The sequence below is a fragment of the Massilia sp. LXY-6 genome, from assembly GCF_051233485.1.
Lineage (GTDB): Bacteria > Pseudomonadota > Gammaproteobacteria > Burkholderiales > Burkholderiaceae_D > Telluria.
In genome coordinates, this window is record NZ_JBKFGF010000009.1 from 98,549 (window position 1) to 120,412 (window position 21,864).

18 protein-coding genes and 2 pseudogenes are annotated in these 21,864 nt (G+C 58.4%); 9 read left to right on the plus strand and 11 right to left on the minus strand.

Going from position 1 to position 21,864, the window contains the following annotated elements; all coding sequences use genetic code 11:
* Positions 1 to 40: 40 nt before the first annotated feature.
* From ACI48D_RS04785 to ACI48D_RS04820, 8 genes are all read right to left on the minus strand, one after another.
* Positions 41 to 3,217 (minus strand): efflux RND transporter permease subunit, encoded by a 3,177-nt coding sequence (locus tag ACI48D_RS04785; protein ID WP_435570070.1) that lies wholly within the window; start codon positions 3,215 to 3,217, stop codon positions 41 to 43.
* A complete protein-coding gene (locus ACI48D_RS04790) occupies positions 3,214 to 4,773 on the minus strand; it encodes an efflux RND transporter periplasmic adaptor subunit (RefSeq protein ID WP_435570071.1) in 1,560 nt (519 codons plus the stop codon). The genes ACI48D_RS04785 and ACI48D_RS04790 overlap by 4 nt, the downstream gene beginning before the upstream one ends.
* Entirely contained in the window at positions 4,770 to 6,113 is a 1,344-nt protein-coding gene (locus ACI48D_RS04795; RefSeq protein ID WP_435570239.1) for a TolC family protein, read from the minus strand. Before ACI48D_RS04795 ends, ACI48D_RS04790 begins: the two co-directional genes overlap by 4 nt.
* A gap of 93 nt (positions 6,114 to 6,206) precedes the next feature.
* Positions 6,207 to 6,614, minus strand: coding sequence for a hypothetical protein (locus ACI48D_RS04800; protein ID WP_435570072.1), 408 nt, complete (start codon positions 6,612 to 6,614; stop codon positions 6,207 to 6,209).
* Positions 6,615 to 6,836: 222 nt separating this feature from the next.
* Positions 6,837 to 7,280, minus strand: coding sequence for a DUF4405 domain-containing protein (locus ACI48D_RS04805; RefSeq protein WP_435570073.1), 444 nt, complete (start codon positions 7,278 to 7,280; stop codon positions 6,837 to 6,839).
* 4 nt (positions 7,281 to 7,284) lie between these two features.
* A complete protein-coding gene (locus ACI48D_RS04810; RefSeq protein WP_435570074.1) occupies positions 7,285 to 8,112 on the minus strand; it encodes an FAD:protein FMN transferase in 828 nt (275 codons plus the stop codon).
* Complete coding sequence (locus ACI48D_RS04815) at positions 8,109 to 8,645, minus strand: FMN-binding protein (RefSeq protein WP_435570075.1); 537 nt, start codon at positions 8,643 to 8,645, stop codon at positions 8,109 to 8,111. Before ACI48D_RS04815 ends, ACI48D_RS04810 begins: the two co-directional genes overlap by 4 nt.
* Positions 8,646 to 8,664: 19 nt before the next feature.
* Positions 8,665 to 9,984, minus strand: a complete 1,320-nt coding sequence (locus ACI48D_RS04820; RefSeq protein ID WP_435570076.1) for a hypothetical protein — start codon at positions 9,982 to 9,984, stop codon at positions 8,665 to 8,667.
* Between the two features lie 347 nt (positions 9,985 to 10,331).
* Here ACI48D_RS04820 and ACI48D_RS04825 point away from each other — a divergent pair, with 347 nt between their 5' ends.
* Positions 10,332 to 12,467 carry a TonB-dependent receptor gene (locus tag ACI48D_RS04825; RefSeq protein WP_435570077.1) on the plus strand — a complete coding sequence of 712 codons (2,136 nt, stop codon included), beginning with the start codon at positions 10,332 to 10,334 and terminating at the stop codon, positions 12,465 to 12,467.
* 3 nt (positions 12,468 to 12,470) lie between these two features.
* Here the strand turns inward: ACI48D_RS04825 and ACI48D_RS04830 are convergent.
* Positions 12,471 to 12,892: pseudogene (locus tag ACI48D_RS04830) on the minus strand (DoxX family protein).
* 142 nt (positions 12,893 to 13,034) lie between these two features.
* Here ACI48D_RS04830 and ACI48D_RS04835 point away from each other — a divergent pair.
* Positions 13,035 to 13,371, plus strand: a pseudogene (locus tag ACI48D_RS04835) (arsenical resistance protein ArsH); the annotation flags it as partial.
* A 543-nt stretch (positions 13,372 to 13,914) separates the two neighbouring features.
* Here the strand turns inward: ACI48D_RS04835 and ACI48D_RS04840 are convergent.
* On the minus strand, positions 13,915 to 14,472 hold the full coding sequence (locus ACI48D_RS04840) for a hypothetical protein (RefSeq protein ID WP_435570078.1): 558 nt from the start codon (positions 14,470 to 14,472) through the stop codon (positions 13,915 to 13,917).
* A 289-nt stretch (positions 14,473 to 14,761) separates the two neighbouring features.
* Between ACI48D_RS04840 and ACI48D_RS04845 the strand changes: the two genes are divergently transcribed.
* Positions 14,762 to 16,117: a hypothetical protein gene (locus tag ACI48D_RS04845; RefSeq protein WP_435570079.1), complete on the plus strand. Its 1,356-nt coding sequence runs from the start codon at positions 14,762 to 14,764 to the stop codon at positions 16,115 to 16,117.
* A gap of 99 nt (positions 16,118 to 16,216) precedes the next feature.
* On the opposite strand, the gene ACI48D_RS04850 is transcribed toward ACI48D_RS04845, so the two are convergent.
* On the minus strand, positions 16,217 to 17,494 hold the full coding sequence (locus tag ACI48D_RS04850) for a phage integrase (RefSeq protein WP_435570080.1): 1,278 nt from the start codon (positions 17,492 to 17,494) through the stop codon (positions 16,217 to 16,219).
* 270 nt (positions 17,495 to 17,764) lie between these two features.
* On the opposite strand from ACI48D_RS04850, the gene ACI48D_RS04855 reads away from it, so the two are divergent.
* The 6 genes from ACI48D_RS04855 (at position 17,765) to ACI48D_RS04880 (ending at position 21,690) form a co-directional block, all read left to right on the plus strand.
* On the plus strand, positions 17,765 to 18,970 hold the full coding sequence (locus tag ACI48D_RS04855) for a tyrosine-type recombinase/integrase (RefSeq protein ID WP_435570081.1): 1,206 nt from the start codon (positions 17,765 to 17,767) through the stop codon (positions 18,968 to 18,970).
* A 40-nt stretch (positions 18,971 to 19,010) separates the two neighbouring features.
* A complete protein-coding gene (locus ACI48D_RS04860) occupies positions 19,011 to 19,709 on the plus strand; it encodes a hypothetical protein (protein ID WP_435570082.1) in 699 nt (232 codons plus the stop codon).
* Between the two features lie 104 nt (positions 19,710 to 19,813).
* Positions 19,814 to 20,002 carry a helix-turn-helix transcriptional regulator gene (locus tag ACI48D_RS04865; RefSeq protein WP_435570083.1) on the plus strand — a complete coding sequence of 63 codons (189 nt, stop codon included), beginning with the start codon at positions 19,814 to 19,816 and terminating at the stop codon, positions 20,000 to 20,002.
* A 1-nt stretch (position 20,003) separates the two neighbouring features.
* Entirely contained in the window at positions 20,004 to 20,249 is a 246-nt protein-coding gene (locus ACI48D_RS04870; RefSeq protein ID WP_435570084.1) for a helix-turn-helix domain-containing protein, read from the plus strand.
* 3 nt (positions 20,250 to 20,252) lie between these two features.
* Positions 20,253 to 21,011, plus strand: a complete 759-nt coding sequence (locus ACI48D_RS04875; RefSeq protein ID WP_435570085.1) for a plasmid recombination protein — start codon at positions 20,253 to 20,255, stop codon at positions 21,009 to 21,011.
* A 394-nt stretch (positions 21,012 to 21,405) separates the two neighbouring features.
* Complete coding sequence (locus ACI48D_RS04880; RefSeq protein WP_435570086.1) at positions 21,406 to 21,690, plus strand: hypothetical protein; 285 nt, start codon at positions 21,406 to 21,408, stop codon at positions 21,688 to 21,690.
* Positions 21,691 to 21,864 lie beyond the last annotated feature (174 nt).

Below are 21,864 nucleotides of genomic sequence, written 5' to 3' on the forward strand. Positions count from 1 at the left end.
CGTGTAGTGATTGTGGTTGAAATAGTTGTGGTTCGGGCGGTCAGCTAATGTGCCGCGCTTCTTCCCGCTTGGCTTCAGCGGCGCGCGGGCCGGCGTCTATTCTCCGTGTGTGCAGGAGCAGGTAGGCCGCCGGCACCACGAACATCGATAGCAGTGGTGCGGTGATCATGCCGCCGACCATGGGCGCAGCGATGTGCTGCATCACCTCGGCCCCCGTGCCAGCCCCGAACATGACTGGGGCCAAGCCGGCAATGATCACCGCCACCGTCATGGCCTTCGGGCGGACCCGCATGACGGCCCCTTCCCGAATCGCGTCCAGCAGGTCGGCCTGGCTGGTGCGGCCCGCGTTCAGGCGCGACTCCCACGCCGTCTTCAGGTACAGCAGCATGATCACCCCGAACTCGGCGGACAGGCCCGCCAGCGCGATGAAGCCGACACCGCTGGCGACCGACAGGTGGTAGCCGAGCGCCCACAGCAGCCAGATGCCGCCGGCGATGGCGAACGGCAGGGTCGCCATGATCAGCGCCGCTTCATCGACGCGGCGGAAGGTCAGGTACAACAGGACGAAGATGATCATCAACGTGGCGGGCACGACGATCTTCAGCTTGGCGGCTGCGCGCTCGAGGTACTCGAACTGGCCCGACCACGATATCGAGTAACCCGGCGGCAGCTTCACTTCCCTGGCCACCACCTGTTGCATGTCGTGCACGGCCGAACCGAGGTCGCGCCCGCGGATGTCGATGTAGACCCAGCCGGACAGGCGGGCATTCTCGGACTTGAGCATCGGCGGACCACCGGCGATGCGGATCGCCGCCACGTCGCCGAGGCGAATGTTGGCGCCGCGCTCGGTCAGCACGGGCAGCTGCCTCAATTGTTCGAGCGAGTCGCGGACCTCGCGCGGATAGCGCAGGTTGATCGGGAAGCGCTGCAGGCCCTCGACCGTCTCGCCGATGTTGTCGCCGCCGATCGCCGCCGACACCACGCTTTGCACGTCCGCGATATTCATGCCGTAGCGCGCCGCCGCTGCCCGGTCGATCTGGACATCGACATAACGCCCGCCAGTGAGCCGTTCGGCCAGCGCGGAAGACACCCCCGGCACGCGCTTCACGGCATGCTCGATGGCCGTGGTGATGCGGTCGATTTCGTCGAGACTGGCGCCCGCCACCTTGACGCCGACCGGACTCTTGATGCCGGTCGCCAGCATGTCGATCCGGTTGCGGATCGGCTGCACCCAGACGTTCGACAATCCCGGCACCTTTACCACGCGGTCCAGCTCCGCCTCCAGCTTTTCGGGCGTCATGCCGGGCCGCCACTGTTCGCGGGGCTTGAACTGGATCGTGGTCTCGAACATTTCCAGGGGAGCCGGATCGGTGGCCGACTCCGCGCGCCCCGCTTTACCGAACACGGTCTGCACTTCCGGCACGGTCTTGATCAGCGCGTCGGTCTGCTGCAGCAACTGGGCGGCCTTGCCGGCGGACAGACCAGGCAGCGCCGAAGGCATGTAGAGCAGGTCCCCTTCGTTCATCGGCGGCATGAACTCTCCGCCCAGGCGCGACAAAGGCCAGATCGTCACGATGGCGATCAGCACGGCCACCAGCAGGGTCGCCTTCGGGCGGCGCAACGCTCGTTCGAGCAAGGGGCGGTAGGCCGCGATCAGCCAGCGGTTGAGCGGGTTGCTCTGCTCGGCCGGGATCCGGCCGCGGATCAGGTAGCCCATCAACACCGGCACCAGCGTCACGGCCAGCACCGCGGCGGCCGCCATCGCGTAGGACTTGGTGAAGGCCAGCGGCGCGAACAGGCGCCCTTCCTGGGCTTCGAGCGTGAACACGGGAACGAACGACAGCACGATGATCAGGAGCGACAGGAACAGCGCCGGGCCGACCTCGGCAGCCGCATCGCCCACCACCCGCCAGCGCTCGCCGCTGGCCAGCTCCCGGTCCGGGTGGGCATGGTTCCACGCCTCGATGTGCTTGTGCGCGTTCTCGATCATGACTACCGCCGCATCGACCATCGCCCCGATCGCTATCGCTATGCCACCGAGCGACATGATGTTCGCGTTCACGCCCTGGTAATACATGACGATGTACGCCGCCAGCACGCCCAGCGGCAGCGACACGATCGCCACCAGTGCCGACCGGGCATGGAACAGGAACAGCGCACAGACCACTGCGACGACAATGAACTCCTCGATCAGCTTGTGCTCCAGGTTGGCGACGGCACTCTTGATCAGTGCCGAGCGGTCGTAGGTGGGCACGATCTCGACGCCGGCCGGCAGGCTTGCCTTCAACTGCGCGAGCTTGGCCTTCACGGCGTCGATCGTCTGCAGCGCATTCTTACCGGACCGCATGACGATCACACCGCCCGCCACCTCGCCTTGCCCGTTAAGCTCCGCGATCCCGCGGCGCATTTCCGGTCCGAGCTGGATGCGGGCGACGTCGCCCAACATTACCGGCACGCCACCCGTGGCCGTCTTCAGCGGGATCTTGCGAAAATCGTCCAGCGATTGCAGGTAGCCGGACGCGCGCACCATGTACTCGGCTTCCCCCATCTCTAGCACCGACCCGCCGGCTTCCTGGTTGGCCTTCTGCACGGCCTCGACGACCCTGGCGTGCGGAATGCCGTATGCGCGCAGCTTGTCGGGGTCGAGCACGATCTGGTATTGCTTGACCATGCCGCCGATGCTGGCCACTTCGGAGACGTTCGGCACCGTCTTCAGCTCATACTTCAGGAACCAGTCCTGCAGGGCGCGCAGCTGCGACAGGTCGTGCCGTCCGCTACGATCGACCAGCGCATATTCGTACACCCAGCCGACGCCGGTCGCATCCGGCCCGAGCGAGGTCTTGGCCTGGGCCGGCAGGCGCGAGGCCACCTGATTCATGTATTCGAGCACGCGTGAGCGTGCCCAGTAGGGGTCGGTGCCGTCCTCGAACAGCACGTAGACGAAGGAGTCGCCGAAGAACGAGTAAGCGCGCACCGTTCTGGCGCCGGGCACCGAGAGCATGGTCGTGGTCAATGGATAGGTGACCTGGTTCTCGACGATCTGGGGCGCCTGGCCGGGATAGCTGGTACGGATGATGACCTGCACGTCGGACAGGTCCGGCAAGGCGTCAACGGGTGTCCGCGCCAGCGCCCAGACGCCCCAGCCGGTCAACATCGCCGTCGCCAGCAGAACCAGGAAGCGGTTCATGATCGACCAGCGGATCAGGCGCGCGATCATTTCGCCGCTCCCGCATCCGGGACGATGCGCACGATCTCGTAGCTACCGTCCTCGGTTGGCCGGATGTCGAAGGACACACTGGAGCCAACCCGGACGGTGTCCGGCAGCCCTGCCGGCGGAGGCTTGAAACCCATCGTCATCGGCGGCCACCGAAGCGACGGAATCGGCCCATGCGAGATGGTGACCTCGCCCTTGGTGATGGCCTCGACCTTGCCGACGCCATGGTGCGTCTGGACGGCTGCAGTGCTTGGGGCAGGTCCAGAGGCAGCAGCTTGCGCCGCGCCTGACATACGGGCTTCCAGGCCCTTCAGGCTGGCTTCTGAGTCGAGCAGGAACTGCCCGGACGCCACGACTTTCTGGCCGGCCTCCAGGCCCCTGCGGATTTCGGTTTGCCCGTTCCCTTCCGCACCGGGTTCGACCTCGACCGGCTTGAACTGTCCATCGCCCTGCTCGACGATGACGAGGCTGCGCTTCCCGGTCTGGATCACGGCTTCGCTGGGCACCAGCAGCACCTCACTGCTACTCGCCGGCCGCAGGCTGACGGTGGCAAACATGCCCGGCACCAGGGCGCCGGACGGATTCGCCAATTCGATGCGAGCCTTGATCGTCCGCGTCTCGGCGTTGATCTCAGGCAGGAGTGCGCCGACCTTCCCCGTGAAGACCGTGCCAGGCAGGGCCGGTGTGCTGGCCTGCACTGCGGTGCCCGGCCGTACTTGCGCCGCAACGTTCTCCGCCAGCTCCGCGTTGACCCATACAGTGTGCAGCCCGTTAATGCGGAACAGCTGCGCACCGTTCGCCACGGTCATGCCCTCGCGTGCGCCGAGTTCGGTGACGAAGCCGTCGATCGGCGCCGTCACGGTCAGCCGCGGATGGGTCCTGCCGCTGGTTTCGACGAGGCGGATCTGGTCTTCGCTCATTCCCGCCAAGCGCATGCGCTGGCGCGCCGCGTCGAGCAGGCCGGCTGCGCCCAGCTCCTGCTTCATGCGCTTCACCGACAGGTATTCCTCCTGTGCGGCGACCCAGTCCGGCACGTATAGTTCCGCCAGTCGCTGGCCCTTCTTCACGGGGTCGAGCGGGGCGCGCACATACAGTTTCTCGACAAAGCCATTACCACGGGCCTGGACGAGCACGATATCGCGTTCGTTGTAGGCGACATTCCCGACCGCTTCGACCGTCGCGCCCAGCTTCCCTTTCCGCACCTCGGTCGTACGGATGCCCAAGTTCTGGCGCATGCCCTGGCTGATGCTGATGCCGCCGCTGTTGCCGGCATCGTCGGCGTAGACGGGAACCAACTCCATGTCCATGAACGGTGACTTGCCCTGTTTGTCGAAGCGCTGGCCTGGAACCATGGGGTCGTGCCAGTACAGCACCTTGCGGCCAGTGGCGGGATCGATTTTCGTGGATGTCCCGCTCACATCGCCCGGCGCGGTGGCACCGGCTGGACCTGGCATGGCCATGGCCTGACCCTTGTGTAACCCGGCTTGATACAAGCTGTAGCCGCCCGCTCCCACGATACCGGCGACAAGGAGCGCAATAATCATGCTCGTGCTGTTCATTTGCGCTCCGTGGACACCGTCGTGGGCATCGATTTGGTCGATGGGTAGAGGAAGTTGAGGTAGGCCCAACGCTGCGCGGCTGAAGCCTCCAGCTGCAGCGCCTGCAGGCGCAGGTCGATCTCATCGCGGCGCGCGGACAGCACATCGCCGATGCCGGCCTTGCCACCCCGGTAGGCGGCCAGCGCCGCGGAGCCGCGCTGCACGGCAAGCGGGATCAGCTCGCGCTCGTAGCGCTGGCGGCGCTCCCGGTCGTTCTGCCACTCGTTGATCATGGCACGTGTTTCGCCCAGGTGCTGGCGCAGCATCTCCTCGCGCTCGTCCTTCGCCTGCTCCACCGCGGCCAGCTTCGCCGCAAGCTCGCGGTCCTGCCGGTTCCGTCGGTCCCATTGCAGCGGCACCGACACGCCGACGGAGACCATGTCGGAGAACGCAGGTCCCCGGTGCAGGTAGTTCACCTCGACCGTCCAGTCGGGCTTTTCGTTAGCCTTGGCGAGGTCGGCTTCGGCCTGCGCGATCTGCTCCTGCTTCCCCAGCACGGCGATCTCTGGATGGTGGACGAGATGGGCGCCGAGACTGGAGGTGTCGAGCGTGGCGAGGTCGAACCGAAGCTTGTCAATGTCCGGCCGGCCGAACAGCGGCTGCCGCGCTGCCGCACCGACCCAGCGTTCGAGGCGCACGGTCGCGTTCTGCAACTTTCGATCGAGTTCGCTCGCGCGGTCGTCGATCACCCCCAGCGCCACGCGCGCGGCCAGCACGTCGGCCTGTGAGCCGCGCCCTCCACGGTATGTACCTTCGGCCGCCTCGATCGCAAGCTTCGCTTGGGCGCGCTGCTCGGTGAGCACGGCCATCATCGCTTCGGCGTAATAACGGTCGAGCCACGCGAGGGCGGTGTCGCGCTCGATCTCGGCGCTTAGCCTGTCTTTTTCGGCCAGCGCCTTGTCCGCCTCCCGCTCGAAGCGTTCCGCGCGTAGGCGGCGCTTGTCGGAGCGCGTCAGTTCCTGCATCAGGCCGACCCGACGCATGGTCATGAAATCGCTGGAGAGGCTGTAGCGATCCGTGCCGGTCACCGGCAGATTGTCCACGCCGACACGCAGGACAGGGTCAGGTAACTGCCGGGCTGCTACGGCGAGATCTTGCGAGGCAGCGGCCCCGGCATCCTGGGCGACCAGCTGGCGCGAACGTGCGAGAGCAAGACCTTGGGCCTCGGCCAGGGACAACGGCGCGTCAACAGCGAGTGCGCCCTGTGACCAGACGGCCAGGATCAGGGTAACGGCAGCTACGAGCCGACGGCGCTCTCGCCCACCACGCGGACAGGATTGAGTGTGCCCGGCGTCGGGCACATGAAGAAATGGGAACACGATACCTCCAGAAAGCATTGAACCGAACCTCGTGCGCGAGAGGCGTCACGACGGCGAACAAGGCAATCTGGAGTGTCAGATACGGAGGCAGCAGTTGCGGATGGCTAGGGGCGGCGCAGTTGTTCGCGCCAATGATGCGAGATGGACTGGTGCGCCGGCGTCAGCGGCCACCATGTCGGCGAAAGGCAAGGAGATGACCAATCCGACCGCGATGAAGGGCTTGACCGGCGGCGGCTCAGGCTTGTCGAGCGATTGTTTGCCGACCTGCCCATGGGCATGACACAAGGCCGATTGTTCCGGGTCCGGTTTCTCGCAACACGACATCTCGTGGTCTTGAGCCATTACCATGACCTGGCCCCGAGAGTTAGTCGTTTCAACCGCCAGCTGTGGACACACGTACGCGGCGACAGCAAGCTGCATGGACAGCAAGCTGATCAGCGCGATCACGGCGGCGCACCAACGGGAGAAGCGGGTCAGTTTCATGGCTGGTCGCAAAGTACGTCAATCAGAACCTGTTGTCAACGCTGTCCCGTATAGCTGATCTTGTGACTGGCTCGCCGTGCACGAAGAAATCGTGCATACGACCATCGAGGTTCACCACCGCAGCAGGGCGGCATAGTGGAGCGACCACCGTAGCGAGGGCAATTGCCAAGCGGCCGATCATTGCGGCCGCCGGCTGTCAGGCGCGAACGCTGCGGCGTCCTATCAGGATTGGGCCACGAACATCAAGGCAGCAGTGCAACCAAGGACCCAATGCAATAAGGACCATAGAGAACGGTCGCTTTCGCCGGCCACGTAATACAGTCCGTAACCAGTCACGATCAGGAACGACAGCATCGCGATCATTGCCCAGCCCGTGACCAGGTTTCTCCCGGCCCTGATTGCCCGGCGAATATGAAGGTGCAGGACGCTGCCGATCAGGAACAGGGCGACCATCGCAGCGGCGCCATGGAATTTCATGGTCCAGGGTTCGAGCGGATGGATCGACTCGCCGAACTGGCTCACCGGGCGCAGGAAATAATGCAGCACCAGCCACGCCGCACCGGAAAGCAGCAAGGCGAATCCGCATGCGTAGATGCTGCGGCGTTGCCAACGTTCGAGCTTGAAGGAAATGGGTCGTGCGGATGTTACGCTGGTCATGCCGGTCATAAGGTCAACTCAGAAAAGCGCTTGCGCCAAAAGCGGCGAGCGCGGGATGAGCGCAATCGCCCGTCGCCAGGACGACCTTCGTCAGCGCGTCCGCTACCGCGCAACTGGCGGCCCGCACGGACGCGCTCGAGGTCGACACCAGCGGCCTGCCGTCGCGCGCATCGAGCAAGGCGCTGACTGGACGCGCCTGGTGGCTGCGCTGCGAGAAGTAACTGCCTGACGTCGCCAGCGCCTCCCCGCGCAGGATTATATGACGCGCCGCCCGGCCGGGAGCCGCGGGCGAACGCACCGCGACCGGAGCATGCATCGAACCGAACACACGAAGATCGCCTCCCGCGTTCACGCAGCCGCCCGATACACCGGCCGACTCCAGGCTCGCTACGGCGGCATCGACCGTATACCCCTTGGCGATCCCGCCCACGTCGATCCAGCCGGACGCGAGCTTGCGGACGCGATCCGCTCCCTCGAGGGCAAACACCTCGGCCGACAGCCGCGCTGTTGGATATTCCCCTTCCTTCGATGACCAGGGCGCCGGCAATATTCTCCTGTCGACCAGGTAGGGCGCACAGGCGATGTCGAACGTACCGCCGGACAGGTCCGTGACCTGGCGCGCCAGGCACAGGACCTTCCACGTATCGGCATCCACCTGTACCAGCTCACCTGGCGCCGCACGGTTGATGCGCGCTATATCGCTGGCTTCGTCATGAAAGCTCATCAGCCGGTGAAGGCGCGCGACCTCGGCGAACGCATCCGTCACCACATCGTGAGCCGGCGCGCCCTCGACCGTGATGTCGACGAGCGTGCCGAGCCAGGGCTGCGCGCGGCGGATCATCTGCCCAGCGCCACCTGGGCCACGGCGGCGATGCGGCGCACCCCGTCAGTGATATGGGTGCAGGACAAAGTGGCGCCGCTGATGTTATTGATGCCGGCGCCGATCCGCAGCTCGCCGCTCCTGGCGCTCTTGCCGACGAATTGCCGGCGCCATGCGGGCAGCCTGATCTCGCTGCCATGGCTTTCGCGATAGGACAGGATCTCGACCTGGCGCACGCTGGCGTCGGGGTTGACGCCGACGGCATACGAGATCAGTTCGAATTTGCCGACCACGTCGTCGAGCACCATGTAGCCCAGCAGTGCGTCGCCCTTGTAGGCACCGACGACGCGCCACTGGACCGAGCGTGCCGGCAGTCCCGCCAACTGCTCGACCTGGCGCATCTGCGCCGCGTCCAGCGATACCTGCTGGGAACGGAATGCGTCGGCCTCGGGGAACATCAGCTTCTGCGTCTGCTCCGGGCTGAGATATTGCGTTGCAAACGCCGGCGTGGCAACGGCGCAAGCGGTGAGTACGGTCAGGGGAACATAGCGCATGGCACCTCCGGATATCCGATCAATAGGCGAAGCCGACGCCCAGGTTGACCCGGTCGCGAGTCTTATCCTGGCGGAATTTTTGGTAATCGGCCTTGAGCACGACGCCCTGGCCAACCATCAGGTTGGCGCCGACCGTAGCAACGTGCTCGTAGGGCGTCGCCGGCACGTCCAGGCCGCCCGGCTGCGATGCGTAGCTGCGCGCCGTATTGAAGCTCTCGACGCGCGCGAACGGGCTCAGCGCATAGTCGGCGTTCTGCCAGAGCTTATAGGCCGCCTGCAGGTACCAGCCCGCGAAGCTGTTCGGAACCGGCGTCGGGTTGCCGGCGAAGGTCGCGTTGAGCGCGCCGGTGTTGGTGATGCGGCCGTAGGCCCACAGCGCCGACAGGTCCCAGGCGCCCGGCGTGAATCGGGTGTGCAGGTCGAGCAGGGTCAGGCGTGCGTCATTGGCGGCAAATCCGGGCGTGGCATGGCCGGCCTTGCCGGTGAAGACCGAGCCGCCGACCAGCAGGCCCGGATAGCCGCGCCAGTTCAGTGCGCCGTGCAGGGACAGGTCGCGCGACTTGGCCAGTTGCCCCTCCTGGTGAATCGAGCCCAGCGGTGACTCGCGGCCTTCTTCGGACGCCGGATCCCACTTGCCCAGGTCGAAGCCGGTGGTCAGGCCGGCGTCCCAGGCAAAGCCATCGCCGAACTCACCCGACAGCCCGAGTCCGGCTTCGCGCCAGGTCGTCGGGATGATCGCGGTCTCGACGAAGTTGCGCTCGACGCCGTAATAGGCGGTCGGTTCGTGGGTCTGGTTCAGCAGGCCGACCGGCATCAGGAACAGGCCCGCCTTACCGCGCATGCCGCCGCCTAATTCGCGTTCGACATACAGCTGTTCGATCTCCGTTTCGCCACGGTCCCCGGCCGAAGCGACCGCATGTTCCCACTCGAATTCGGCGACGACCTTGGTCTTGTCGTCGAAGCGGTGCTGGATGCCGATCACGGCGCGGCGCACATCGGCCTGCGAGGCACTGGCGTTGCGCACTGGATGGTTGTAGTTCACTTCGCCGTAGCCGGAAAAGACCGTGTCGGCGCGAAGCGCGGCTGCCGGGGTGGCCCAGGCCGCCGACACCGGCGCGTTGGTCATCGCTTGCGCTGGCGCGGTCGAAGGGGCAGGCGCGGCGGAACGTGGCGCCGCGGCCGCTTGCGCACGCTGGGCCGCGAGTTCGGCCTTCAGCTGGTCGAGTTCGGCAGCGAGCTGCTCGACACGCTTCGCCAGGTCGGTTTCCTGGGCATGGCCCGCAATCGGGGCCATGACGATTGCAGCCGCCAACGCTGCGTTGATGACGCTCGGTTTCATGTATCTCCTTGGGATGGTTTCAAGGTTGTAGTCAAAATTGGACGCGGGAATACCGCCGGCGGGTCGCTGGACTCTTTACGGCCGCCTACATTCATTGGGTACCGACGCACCGAAGTCTGCTGACCCTTGAATGAGAATCATTCTAATTTACGATTGAGGAGGCTGACAATACATTGGTGTCGCTGGAAGATTACAGGATGGTAATAAATAGTCGACGGCTTGGCGCTGCGTCAATCGCTCTCCTGTTGGGATCACTTGTGGATTCGATTTACTACATGCAATAATACGAATGATAATAATTCGCATTTAGAAAATGCGAGGATCGATTCATCCACAAGAGAGAAAAAATGACTTCCAACAAAACAATATTGGCATTGCTCACGGCAGTCGCAGGGCAACAACTTCCTGGTGTGGCACTTGCCCAGAGCACCGAGCCGCCCCGTGAATCGTTCATGCAGGTGGTGCAGGTCACCGCAGCGCGCGCCGTCTCGACGGCGTACAACCCCTCCTCCGCCAGCAGCGCCACCAAACTCGATGCGCCACTGCGCGACGTTCCCCAAACGGTGAACGTCGTGCCGCAGGAGCTGCTGCGCGACCAGGGCGTGCTGTCGATGGAAGCCGCAATGAAGTCCGTGCCGGGTGTCGGCCTGTCGCACGGCGATGGTCAGCGCGACCAGGTAACCCTGCGCGGCTTTTCCGCGATATCGGACCAGTTCGTCGACGGCATGCGTGACGACGCCCTGTATTTCCGCGACCTGTCGAACATCGAACGCATCGAAGTGCTCAAAGGCCCGGCATCGGTGCTCTACGGACGCGGCTCGTCCGGGGGTCTGATCAACCGGATCACCAAGAAGCCCGGCATCGACAAGAGCGAGATCACGGCCCAGCTCGGCAGCAGGAGCCAACGTCGTGCCGAAATTGACCTGGCGCGTGCTCCGGCCGCGAGCAATATGGCGTTCCGCGTCACCGGCGCCGTCGAACGCGCGGACAGCTACCGCAGCGGGCAATTCCTCGAACGCGATGCTCTCGCCCCCTCGCTGTCGTTCAAGCTGGCGCCGGCCACCACGTTCCTGCTGCAGGCGGAACATCTGTCGGACCGCCGCGTGACCGACTTCGGCATCCCGTCGTATCACGGCCGCCCGGTCGACGTCCCGGCCTCCACCTACTACGGTGCGGCCAAACCGCGCGACAACGATTATTCCCACTCGGAGGTGACGGCCTATGGCTTCACCCTGGAGCACCACTTCGACGACCGCGTCAGCCTGCGCAACGCCTTCCGCCACTACGACTACACCCTCGACCGCAACAACACCCTGGTGGGCGCCGTCAACGAGGCGGCGCTGACCGCATCCCTCAACCGCACCAATCTGCGCCGCGCGGAAAACGGCTGGTTCAACCAGACCGAATTGACGCAGAAGGCCTGGCTGGGCGGGATGTCGCACCAGTTCCTGTACGGGGTCGAATTCGGCAAGCAGCACAAGGACCAGGTTAACCGCTCGCAGAGCGGCATTGCGACGGTCTCGCTGTTCCAGCCGGTGCTGCCGGTGCTCCCGTTCAAGGTCGCGGCGGCGCCGTCGACGGACAATCTGGGCATCATGAATACCGCCAGCGCCTATGCACAGGACCTGGTATCGCTTTCCGCGACGTGGAAGGCCCTTGTCGGCGTGCGCTATGACCGTTTCGAGCAGGAGACCCGCGAACGCCGCGTCGGCCAGTCGAACCTGGCGCGTATCGACCGCGCCTGGAGTCCGCGCGCCGGCCTGGTCTACCAGCCAAGCACCACGCAGTCCTACTATGCCGCCTTCAGCAAATCGTTCCAGCCCTCGGCCGAGAACTTTGCGCTGGCCGCGAACAATGCCGACATCGCACCGGAGCAGACCACCAACCGCGAGCTGGGCGGCAAGTTCGATTTCCTGAACGGCGCGCTGTCCGCGACCGCATCCGTGTTCCGGCTCGAACGCACGAACATCAAGTCCAGCGATCCGGTCACGAACCGCTTGCTGCCCATCGGCGTGCAACGCACCGATGGCCTGGAGCTGACGTTGGCCGGCCAGGTCACGCGCGACTGGCAGGTCTGGGGCGGCTATGCGTTCCTGGATGCGCGCATCACGGCGTCGCCGGCGCTGGACAACAGCGACAACGTCATCAAGCGAGTCCCCATCCAGGGCAAGCGCGCCACGATCACGCCGCGTCACAGCGCCAACCTGTGGGTCACCAGGTCGTTCGGGTCGCAATGGCGCGCCGGGGCCGGCCTGAATGCGGTGGCCCAGCGTTTCGCCAACCCGGGCAATACCGTCGCCCTGCCCGGCTACATGACGCTCGACGCGATGGTCGGCTACCAGGTCGCGGGACTGGAGCTGCAGCTGAACGTGACCAACTTGCTCGACCGTCGCTACATCGTGTCGGGCCACGGCAGCTCGCCCAACCTGAACCTGCCGGGCGCGCCGCGGTCCGCCATGCTGACGGCACGCTACAACTTCTGATGTTCAGTTGAAACGCCTCCCGGCGCCGCCAAGGCTGTAGCGGCCGGCGCCGAGCAAGGCGATCACGAACGCGCTGCCGAGGTACAGCCCCTGCAGTTCGAGCGCCCAGCCGCCGGTGTCGTTCAACGTGAAGAACTGCTTCGTGTGCACCAGCAGCAGGGCCACGATCATGTTGACGACAATCACCAAGGCTGCGGCGCGGGTGAACAGGCCGACCAGGATCAGCAGCGGCGCCAGCACTTCGCCGATGTAGACCAGGTAGGCCAGGCAGGCAGGCCGGCCTTCGCAAGCATGCCGCTGATCATGCCGACACCGCCGATCAGCTTCGACACGCCATGGAACAGGATCAGGACAGAGCGCAGGACACGCAAGACCAGCTTGCCTTGGTCGTCCAAGAGATTGTCGATGACTTTCACTGTTTCCATGGTATTTCCTTGGCAGTGAACTACGCTTGGAATCTCCGATCATTGCCGGGTCGGGCGCACGGCGCCAGTATGTCAATGCTACGCCAAAGCCCTGCTCAGCGGCGCCGCTTTCACCATAACCATATGCCAACTCATGCAAGTTGGCGCGAGCCGACCCAGCCAAGGCCGCACGCTGGCGGTGATGCAAGTCTGCGGCGGCTCACAGTCCTTCAATGTGGTCAACACCTTGTATCTACTGGGCGGTGAATGGGCATGTTCCCGATCGCAAAAAAGTCGCCGGTGCCGATGACCTACAAGGAGTGCGACGAGGCCGGCCCATGCGCCCCTCGGCCTATTACGATCGCGTGGTCGAGGTGATGAAGGAGCTGTTCAAGTTCACGCTGCTGCTGCGTGGCCGCGCCAACTACCTGACCGACCGCTACAGCGAGCGCAACGAACGCGCGCGCAAAGCGATCGACCGGCAGATCGAAAAGCTGTAGGGCCACTTACACTTGGCCACGCCGTGGCGGCCAAGGCGATCAAGACCGAGGCAAATGGCGCTGGGCACTTGTTCGCATTGAAGACAGTGGATGGCCTCCTTCAGTACGTATCGATTCCAAACTCGGTTAGCCTGGCTTTGCGTCGACCTGAACAGCTACCCTAAAAAACAAAGCCCGCGCGAGGCGGGCTGTTGAGAAAGCGCTTGTCTCAAGCAATCTCATTTCTTTTGATGGGTCGTTTGGGGGTAATGACCTCGACGCCTCTTTTTCTACTCTTGTCTTGGCGGAGAGAGGTCTGTAGACCTTCCCTCTCTTAAAATCCGCCTTAAAATCAATTGGTTGGTAGCTGATTAAAGAAGAAAACTCGATGAATTTTGCTACCAAAGATGTTACCACACACTAGACCGTAAAAAACGATATAAACAGTTTATACGATTAATTTAATGCGGAGCTTAGGTCCCTTGGCGGGTAGGCTGAAGCCGCATAGGCTTCCTAAGGTGGGAAATACGAAGTCGGAATAAACAGCAATTGAAATTACTTAGGTCAAACATTGTCATAAATCTTTTTATAAGAATCGTATTTAATTTTATCACCACGAAAAAAATAATTATAATTCAAATATAAAGTTTGATCTCTTCTAACCAAGACCTTTTTTGCCTCTAATGATTTAATCACTTTTGAAATGTTCGAAACATCAATCTTCGTTTTAGCTGATAGATCCTTATTATTAAAACTCAGTAAAATATTTCCGTAAGTGTTGCTTTCACTTAGGATGGAATAAATAGCCAAACACATCTTTAACTCATTCTGAGTTAGATTATTGGCGTTTAAAAACTCCAAAAAATCGTTGAAGAAAGTTTGAACATATGGTTTGCTATCATATTTCGAGGTCTTAACTTCCACCCCCTTCTTTTGATAAACTACCTCAAGAAAGTTCATGAATTTAATTTTTTGCTCTGGCGTATAAATTTTATGCAAAATTATATAGTCACGACTTTTTACATATCCTTTGTTGATATTTAGAATTTTATTGAATTCTAAAACATCACTTTCAGAAGCTTCTTCATCCGTAAAAGTCGCAATAGTTTCTTCAATATCCATAACATCCATTTTAATCCACCTAGTAAAATTTACTCAAATATAGTAAATCTAACTAGAAAGTCAAGTTTTTTACTAGCTTTTTAGTAGCCTGGAATTTAACTCAAAGTGCGAAGCCGTTTAATATAATAAGAGAGAGAAAAAGAACTCAGTAAACATGGGGCTTTCCAAAGATCGACCTAGTTGATATCTACTAGAACCTAGTAGAAATTGACTAGGTTACTGTATTCTAGTTGAAGCTAGTAGAATTTGACTAGCCCTAAAATTATCGAGCCACCTCAAGGTGGTTTTTTTGTTTGTTGACTTCGTTTTTATTTTTGTTTTAATAAATATAGTACCGACTATATTTACCTGCGGTAAATGCGGCCACTGCGTGGAGCCAAAGGCAAAAGCCAAAAACAAGAACAAAAACAAAGGCAAAGAAATGACAGCACAGTTTATTCATGTGGATACTTATTCACTCGTTGAAAGTAAAAAAACACGAGTGAAAAAAGTTAAAGGAACAGATGGTAATTTGGTTAACGTCGAACAGAAAAAAACCAAAGGCACCATCAGTTCGATTATTGCCGAAGGTATGAGGGAGCCTGATTTTTGCTCCCACATTAAAGATCCGCAGGACGAGATTATTTATCTTTATCAAAATGAAGAAACACTTGGCAGACAATTTCGATTATCTGATATTGAAAGTTACTGCGAAAAAGTCAGAGAAGAAAACAAAGATGAGTTAGGCAGGAAGCTCAGAGCCGATGCAAGCCTACTGCTTGCAGGCGTGGCGAGCTTCAAGAGGGAAGAAGATCAAACAATGGAGGATTGCATACAATCTGATCGTTTCCAGGTATGGATGCATGAAACTCTGGAATTTATTAAAAATGAATATGCCGAAAATCTGAAAGTTGTGAAATTGGATTTTGACGAAGGCCACCCACATTTACATTTTTACGCAGTAAACGATAAAGGCTCAGCAAAAAAGCTACATGATGGTTTTCGAGCCACTGATGAATTCAAGAAAAAACATAAGCAGGAATACAAAAGCACCGACAAAGAACAATTGAAGTCACTGAAGCTTAGAGAAAATCAGGTCTACAAGAAGGCGATGTCGAGTTATCAAGATAAATATCAGGCTCATATGAAGAAGGTAAAATACCTAAAATATGGGCCACGAAGAACAAGAGACACGCGGGACGAGTGGCTAACAAAGTCAGCCAACCAAAAAACTGCATTTAATAATGAAATGCAGGCAAATACCATATTGGCAGAAGCCAACGAAAAAAAGGCAGAAGCAAATAGCCTTGTGCAAAGAGCAAAGGCTTATAAAGCTAAATACAAGAATCTTTTTAATCAAATTAAAGATAAGGCCATTTATCACATTGCATTATATTTTGCAAAACAGGAAGCCAAAAAAGCATTTGAGGCACAGGAAAAAGAATCAAAAGCAGAGCGAGCAAGGTTAGAAAAAGAAAACCACAAGCTAACGCTTGAACTACAAAAATTGCAGGTGGAAAAAACCGATGCTTATGAAAGTATGAAAGAAAAGCTTGAGGCAAAAGAAGAGAAAAACAAAAAGCTTTCCGAAGAATTGGAAACTGCCAAATTAAAACTATTGCCCAATATTGATAATGGATCAAGCAAAGAAATCAAGCCGAAATAATCAATTCGCCTGCGGCAGCCGGGTCATTAATTTGCAAGCAAATTAAAGACCAAAAAAAAAGACCTCACATGGAGGTCCTTTTAATCGAAAAATATATATTTAGAATTTTGTCTGAATTAATCCCGTCAGCATTTCGAGCTTGAATAAAGACCGTTGTAGCAGTGCGAAAATATTATCAACGGTAATTTTTCTTGTATAAATCTTGATATTAATGTCATCAACCTCATGTCCCATAAATTGGCATCGAACCTCATATGGAACTTCATTTTCTAACAGAAAATCATTTACGAATTTACGGAGAGAATGAAATACAAGTTTATCGCCTTTGATTTTTACTTCTTCCAAATGACGCTTGAATTTCTTGCCAACCGCATTTCCTGAACCTTTACCCAACCGCAGATTATATTTGAATATTTTATCGTCTTTATCTTTGATAAATTCAGCCAACCCTGCATTAAGCAGATTGGAAGAAATAGGAATACAACGCTCACCAGCTTGGGTTTTACTATCAACAATTTTGATGTAATTAACTCCACTCTCAGTGATTTTAAATTGTTCTTTTTTGAGTGAGGTTATTTCGGAAATTCGACAACCAGTCAACAACGCCAAGATTAAGACCCAATAGTAATCAGGATCTTCAGTGCGAGACTTCGTAAAGAAATCTGAGTGATAAATTTGCTTGATCTCCGATGCTTCGAAGATACCATAACCCGACTGAGTTTTACTCTTACCTGACTGCAAAGCTCTTTCCTTTGCTGGGTTTTCCGAGTTCATATATCCTTGTTTAATCGCAAAATTGAATACTGTTCGAAGAACCGAAATCTTATTGTCAATAGTTCGAGTTGTATTTTTCTTTTGTGCTAAATATTCCTGATATTTCGTAACATCAAATACACTGATATTTAAAATACTTGGGTTTTTCAAAAACGATGAAAATTCATTCACTGCTTTTGTGTATGAGTGATGAGTTGCTTGCGACAGGTGGGATTTTACCAAGAAAAATTTATCCAAAACTTCAGGCATAGTTAAACCTATTTTTCGTTTTGGTAAAATCGATGCTTTGTCCGTGTCTGCATGAAAAACACTTTGCTTGATGCTTTGAATGCTGTTTAAAGCATCCATCATCATCTGATGGTCCTCAGGACCGTCAGCACGAAAAACACCCCTAGACAGGTCAATTTCATAGTTTTTTGTGGCACTGAGGTCGAAATCCTCAGGCTTGACTGTCTTTGACAAAATCAACTCCATGATTTTTACAGCACGAAAAATTGCTGTGATTTTATCATTTGTCTGAAGAGAACGCTTGAATTGCCTACCGGCAACGCGTGTGTGTATGTAGTATGAACTACCACGGAGGTAGATCGGAAGGTTAAGCATTTTTGATTTTGCTACCAAAAATGCTACCAACCTCGACGCCTTAAAATCTATAAGTTCTTGATTTTAAAGGTTTTTTTGACTTTGGCGGAGAGAGGGTCTTTATAACCGTTGTCCATTCCGTCCATCCTCGGCCAATAAAGTCCTCCTAAACCATTGTATTTAAAGGAAAACCAAAATCTCATTGTCCAATAAGATTCATCAGAGTACACTGAAATCCAGTTTCCAAACATGGGTAGAAGTGTGGGTAGAGAACGGAACAAACTCACGGCCTTGGCCATCAGCGGGAAGAAGAAACCGGGCTATTACGGCGATGGCGACGGCCTGTATTTGCAGGTGTCGGCCTCAGGTGCAAAATCCTGGGTGCTGCGCTATACCTTGAATAAACGTGTCAGGGAAATGGGTCTTGGCTCCGCTTCGCTTTATAGCCTCGCACAGGCCCGCGAAATGGCCCAGGGCTACCGCAAGCTGCTGACCCAAAAAATCGACCCCATTGACCACCGTAATGCCGAGCACGCCAAAATCATGTTGGCCGCCGCCCAGCGTCGCTCTTTTGAGGAATGCGCGGCCGAGCTTCATGTGCTGAAGCGGTCGTCCTGGAAGAATGTTAAACACGGCGATCAATGGATTAACACTCTCGCGACATACGCCTACCCGGTGTTCGGGAAAAAGGATGTCACGTCCGTGTCCAAAGCCGACGTGCTGCGGGCGCTGGAGCCAATCTGGACCACGAAGCCAGAGACTGCTACCCGCGTGCGCCAGCGCATCAGGGCGGTACTGGATTGGGCTGCCGCACGCGATTATCGCCAAAACCATGACCCGCATATGTGGGATCAGATCAGCCGCGCGCTGCCCAGTGCGAGCGAGGCCAAGAAGCCCAAGCATTTCGAGGCATGCCCCTACCTGATGGTCAATGAAGTCATCGAGGCCGTTCGCATGTCGGGGGCCGAAGAAGCGGTCCGGGACGCCTTCGAGTTCCTCATCTTGACAGCGGCCCGTACGGGCGAAGTCCTTGGGGCGCGCTGGTCCGAAATCGACTTCGCCCAAAAACGCTGGGTGATCCCTGCTGAAAGGATGAAGGCGTCGCGCGAACACCGTATTCCCCTGGCCCCGCGCTGCTTGGAAATCCTGGCCCGCAGACGTGACGCTGGCTCCGAGCTGGTATTCGCCAACCAAAAAGGTCGCATGTTAAGCAACATGGCTTTCACCATGCTGCTGCGCCGGTTCGGTTATACGTTCACCGCGCACGGATTCCGTTCGACCTTCCGAGACTGGTCGGCCGAGCGCACGTCCTACCCGCGCGAAGTATGCGAGGCAGCCTTGGCTCACACCGTCAAGGACTCGACGGAAGCAGCCTATTTCAGGAGCGACCTTTTTGAAAAGCGGCGCGCGCTAATGGAAGCATGGGCTACTCATTGCGCCAAGAAGGGCGAGACGATGGGCGAAGTCGTGCCTATCCGTGTGCGTGAACCGGCTTAAGCGGTCATTACACAATTCAAACTGAAAGCGAGACGGTGGCGTGGAAAAACAAGATCAAGCAGGACCTGAAGCTGCCCAGGATGATCAGGCAGCAGCCAAAGAGGTTAAAAACAATCCGACACATGCGCCGGTACGGCGCCGGCGATTAGGCGTCGAGCAGGCAGTCAGGATGGCGCAACCTTTTTTCGCTGATCCTCACATCGCTGTGCGCATGAGCAAAGCAACGTCCACCCGCGCCCGTCTCACCCTCGTCGCGCAGTTGCGGACCAGCGCCGCGTCAGAACTTTCGAATGTGGCCGCTCGTATCCCGATGGCCTCCGACCGCATTTTGGCCGAATATCGGAAGCGCGGCATGTCACCGGCCTGGCGCTTGGACGCTGACGCGGCCGGTTTGTACCACGATGACGAAGCAGTAGGTTTTTGCGGCTTGGTAGAAAAGTATGACCCGACCGAGTCGGAGCAGCAGGCCGTGAAACTGCTGCGAGCTTGTATCTTCGCCCAGGAATATGGCGACGTGCCGATTTTCGACGCCCTCAACCAGGCTGTTAAACAATCGGAGACGAACGCGAAGAACAGGAAAAAAAACGGGCTGCTGAAAGCCGCAGCACAAAAAAGGATCATCCTATGCTATCGGGATGCCCAAAAAAGCGGTTCAACTTATGGCTTAATCAAAAGTTTAGCGTACGAATATGGGGTCAGCCGTACGGCCATTTATAACGTCATCAACGGCGAAAAATGAACAACATTGCCAACTAACGTCGTTGCTTGACACTCGTCTTTCAGAATCCTTTCAGTCCCTACCGGACACCAAGATGTCCATCAACATCCGACTGAAAGGAAATCATGAGCGACTCTTTCCCGACCTCCGGCTACCTGCGCCTGCCCGCGGTCCTGAAACTCTTCCCCGTCTCGAAATCGACCTGGTGGGCTGGCGTCAAGGCCGGTCGCTACCCGGCCGGCGTCAAGCTCTCGACCCGCGTGACCGCGTGGCGCGCCGAGGACATCGCTACCCTCGTTAACGGGGGTAAGTAACATGGACAAAATGCGCGATATGGCAGAAGTGTCGATCAACAAGGTCGAGACGATCCTGCGCGTGATGCGGGCCGGGAAAAGCCTGAACCGCTTCGAGGCCGAGGTGCTCGGCGACCATGTGCTCCCCTCCACCATCGCGGGTTTGCGCGCCCAGGGCTACCTGTTCCTGGCAAGCTGGGAGCGTGTCCCCACCCGTTTCGGCAAACTCGTCCGCGTGCGCCGTTATACCTACGTCGGGAGGGTCTAGGCCATGAGCCACCACCAATTCGTGTCGCTCAAACGGCTGAAAGAAAAAAACATCATCGAGGTGGCCGCGCGCCACAACTTGCGCGAGATCGCTGCCGAATGGCGTTCCCCCGCTACCAAGATCGACAGCCGCCGCAGCCACCTCAACCAGGTGATTGCCGGCCCATGCGAAGCGGTGGAGGTCGCCCGGCTCGCGCAGCGCCTGATGCGCGAGGCCGGTATCGGTAGCCTGAGGAAGGATGCCGTCCTCGGCTTGGAAGTCCTGGTCAGCTTGCCGCCCAAAATGGAAGCCAAGCTGCAAGATGCGGTTTTCATGGACGCGGTGAAGTGGACCGAGAGCCACTTCAACGCCCCGATCCTCAGCGCGGTGACCCACCGCGACGAGGCGGCACCGCACTGCCACATCCTCGTCCTGCCCTTGGTGAAGGGTCGCATGATCGGCTCCGAGCTGTACGGGAACAAGGCCAAACTGCGCGGCATGCTGGCCGACTTCCACGACAAGGTCGGAAAACGCTATGGCCTGGTGACGAAGGCCACCATGCTCGATACCTACCGCTTTGCGAACTGCTTGGCGCTTGAACGCGCCTTCGCCACCTTGCAAGGCCACGCGCTGAAAGACGAGGTCCTGAGCGTACTGTTGGAACCGCATCTGCAAAACCCGGCGCCTTTGCTGGCGGTGCTCGGCTTGCCAGTGCCCGTGCCGTACAAAGCGCCGAGCGCATTCGTGAAGACGATGACGAAGCCGATGCCGAAACGGGTCTAGGCCGTCCGTCCATGACCTGGCGGACGAGAACCCCATGCTCTGTAGGGTTCACAGTTTCGCCAGGTCTGTTTCACAAACTGTGCCGCTATGCCGCTCTCCACTCGCCACCACGCCCACAACCAGTTCGCCTACCTTGCCGCTACTTCTTCGATGACCATTCCCACCCATATGCTGCCCGCTTCCTATCACGCCACAGGCCGCAGCGCCGCGCCGACCTTCGTGGCCCTCGATCAAGGCCAGCTCTCAACCCCGTCGGGGGAAGCCGACGGTCTTTTCACGAAGCCGGCACGCCGCGATAACGGTGTCGGCACAGGGGTCTAACGTGAGGCGCGGGGAAAGCAAAACGTCCCAACGGCGGCTGTGTGCTGCCAGTAAGCAGCTCGCGGCACTTCAGATGCGCAAAGCCGGGCACACCTACTCCGAAATAGCCGTCCATCTCGGCTATCGCAGCCGCTCAGGCGCCTTTTTCGCGCTGCGAAGGGGCCTGGCCCACGTTGTCATCGCCGACGCGAACAGCGAGCTGCTGACGCTGGAATTAGAGCGTCTGAACGCCCTGACGCTGGCGATATACCACCGTGCCATGGCGGGCGACCTCGGGGCGATTAAAGCCTATCTGCTGATATTGGACCAGCGCGCGGCGCTGCTCGGCCTGGATGCCAGTAACAATCGCGCCAAATAGCAACGGGGCTGGCCATAATGCGACGCGGCATGGCCTTTGGCAGCCGCCCCGCTATCGGTAAAAATAGCCAGGCTAACGACGCTCTACAGCTTTTCGATTTGTCGGTTGATCGCCTTTCGCGTCCGCTCGCTGCGCTCACTGTAGCGGTCGGTCAGGTACTCAGTGCGACCCTAC

Coding starts and splice junctions, on each gene's coding strand:
- ACI48D_RS04785 (WP_435570070.1), bottom strand. CDS start 3,217: ATGATCGCGCGCCTGATCCGCTGGTCGATCATGAACCGCTTCCTGGTT.
- ACI48D_RS04790 (WP_435570071.1), bottom strand. CDS start 4,773: ATGAACAGCACGAGCATGATTATTGCGCTCCTTGTCGCCGGTATCGTG.
- ACI48D_RS04800 (WP_435570072.1), bottom strand. CDS start 6,614: ATGAAACTGACCCGCTTCTCCCGTTGGTGCGCCGCCGTGATCGCGCTG.
- ACI48D_RS04805 (WP_435570073.1), bottom strand. CDS start 7,280: ATGACCGGCATGACCAGCGTAACATCCGCACGACCCATTTCCTTCAAG.
- ACI48D_RS04810 (WP_435570074.1), bottom strand. CDS start 8,112: ATGATCCGCCGCGCGCAGCCCTGGCTCGGCACGCTCGTCGACATCACG.
- ACI48D_RS04815 (WP_435570075.1), bottom strand. CDS start 8,645: ATGCGCTATGTTCCCCTGACCGTACTCACCGCTTGCGCCGTTGCCACG.
- ACI48D_RS04820 (WP_435570076.1), bottom strand. CDS start 9,984: ATGAAACCGAGCGTCATCAACGCAGCGTTGGCGGCTGCAATCGTCATG.
- ACI48D_RS04825 (WP_435570077.1), top strand. CDS start 10,332: ATGACTTCCAACAAAACAATATTGGCATTGCTCACGGCAGTCGCAGGG.
- ACI48D_RS04840 (WP_435570078.1), bottom strand. CDS start 14,472: ATGGATATTGAAGAAACTATTGCGACTTTTACGGATGAAGAAGCTTCT.
- ACI48D_RS04850 (WP_435570080.1), bottom strand. CDS start 17,494: ATGCTTAACCTTCCGATCTACCTCCGTGGTAGTTCATACTACATACAC.
- ACI48D_RS04865 (WP_435570083.1), top strand. CDS start 19,814: ATGAGCGACTCTTTCCCGACCTCCGGCTACCTGCGCCTGCCCGCGGTC.
- ACI48D_RS04870 (WP_435570084.1), top strand. CDS start 20,004: ATGGACAAAATGCGCGATATGGCAGAAGTGTCGATCAACAAGGTCGAG.
- ACI48D_RS04875 (WP_435570085.1), top strand. CDS start 20,253: ATGAGCCACCACCAATTCGTGTCGCTCAAACGGCTGAAAGAAAAAAAC.
- ACI48D_RS04880 (WP_435570086.1), top strand. CDS start 21,406: ATGCGCAAAGCCGGGCACACCTACTCCGAAATAGCCGTCCATCTCGGC.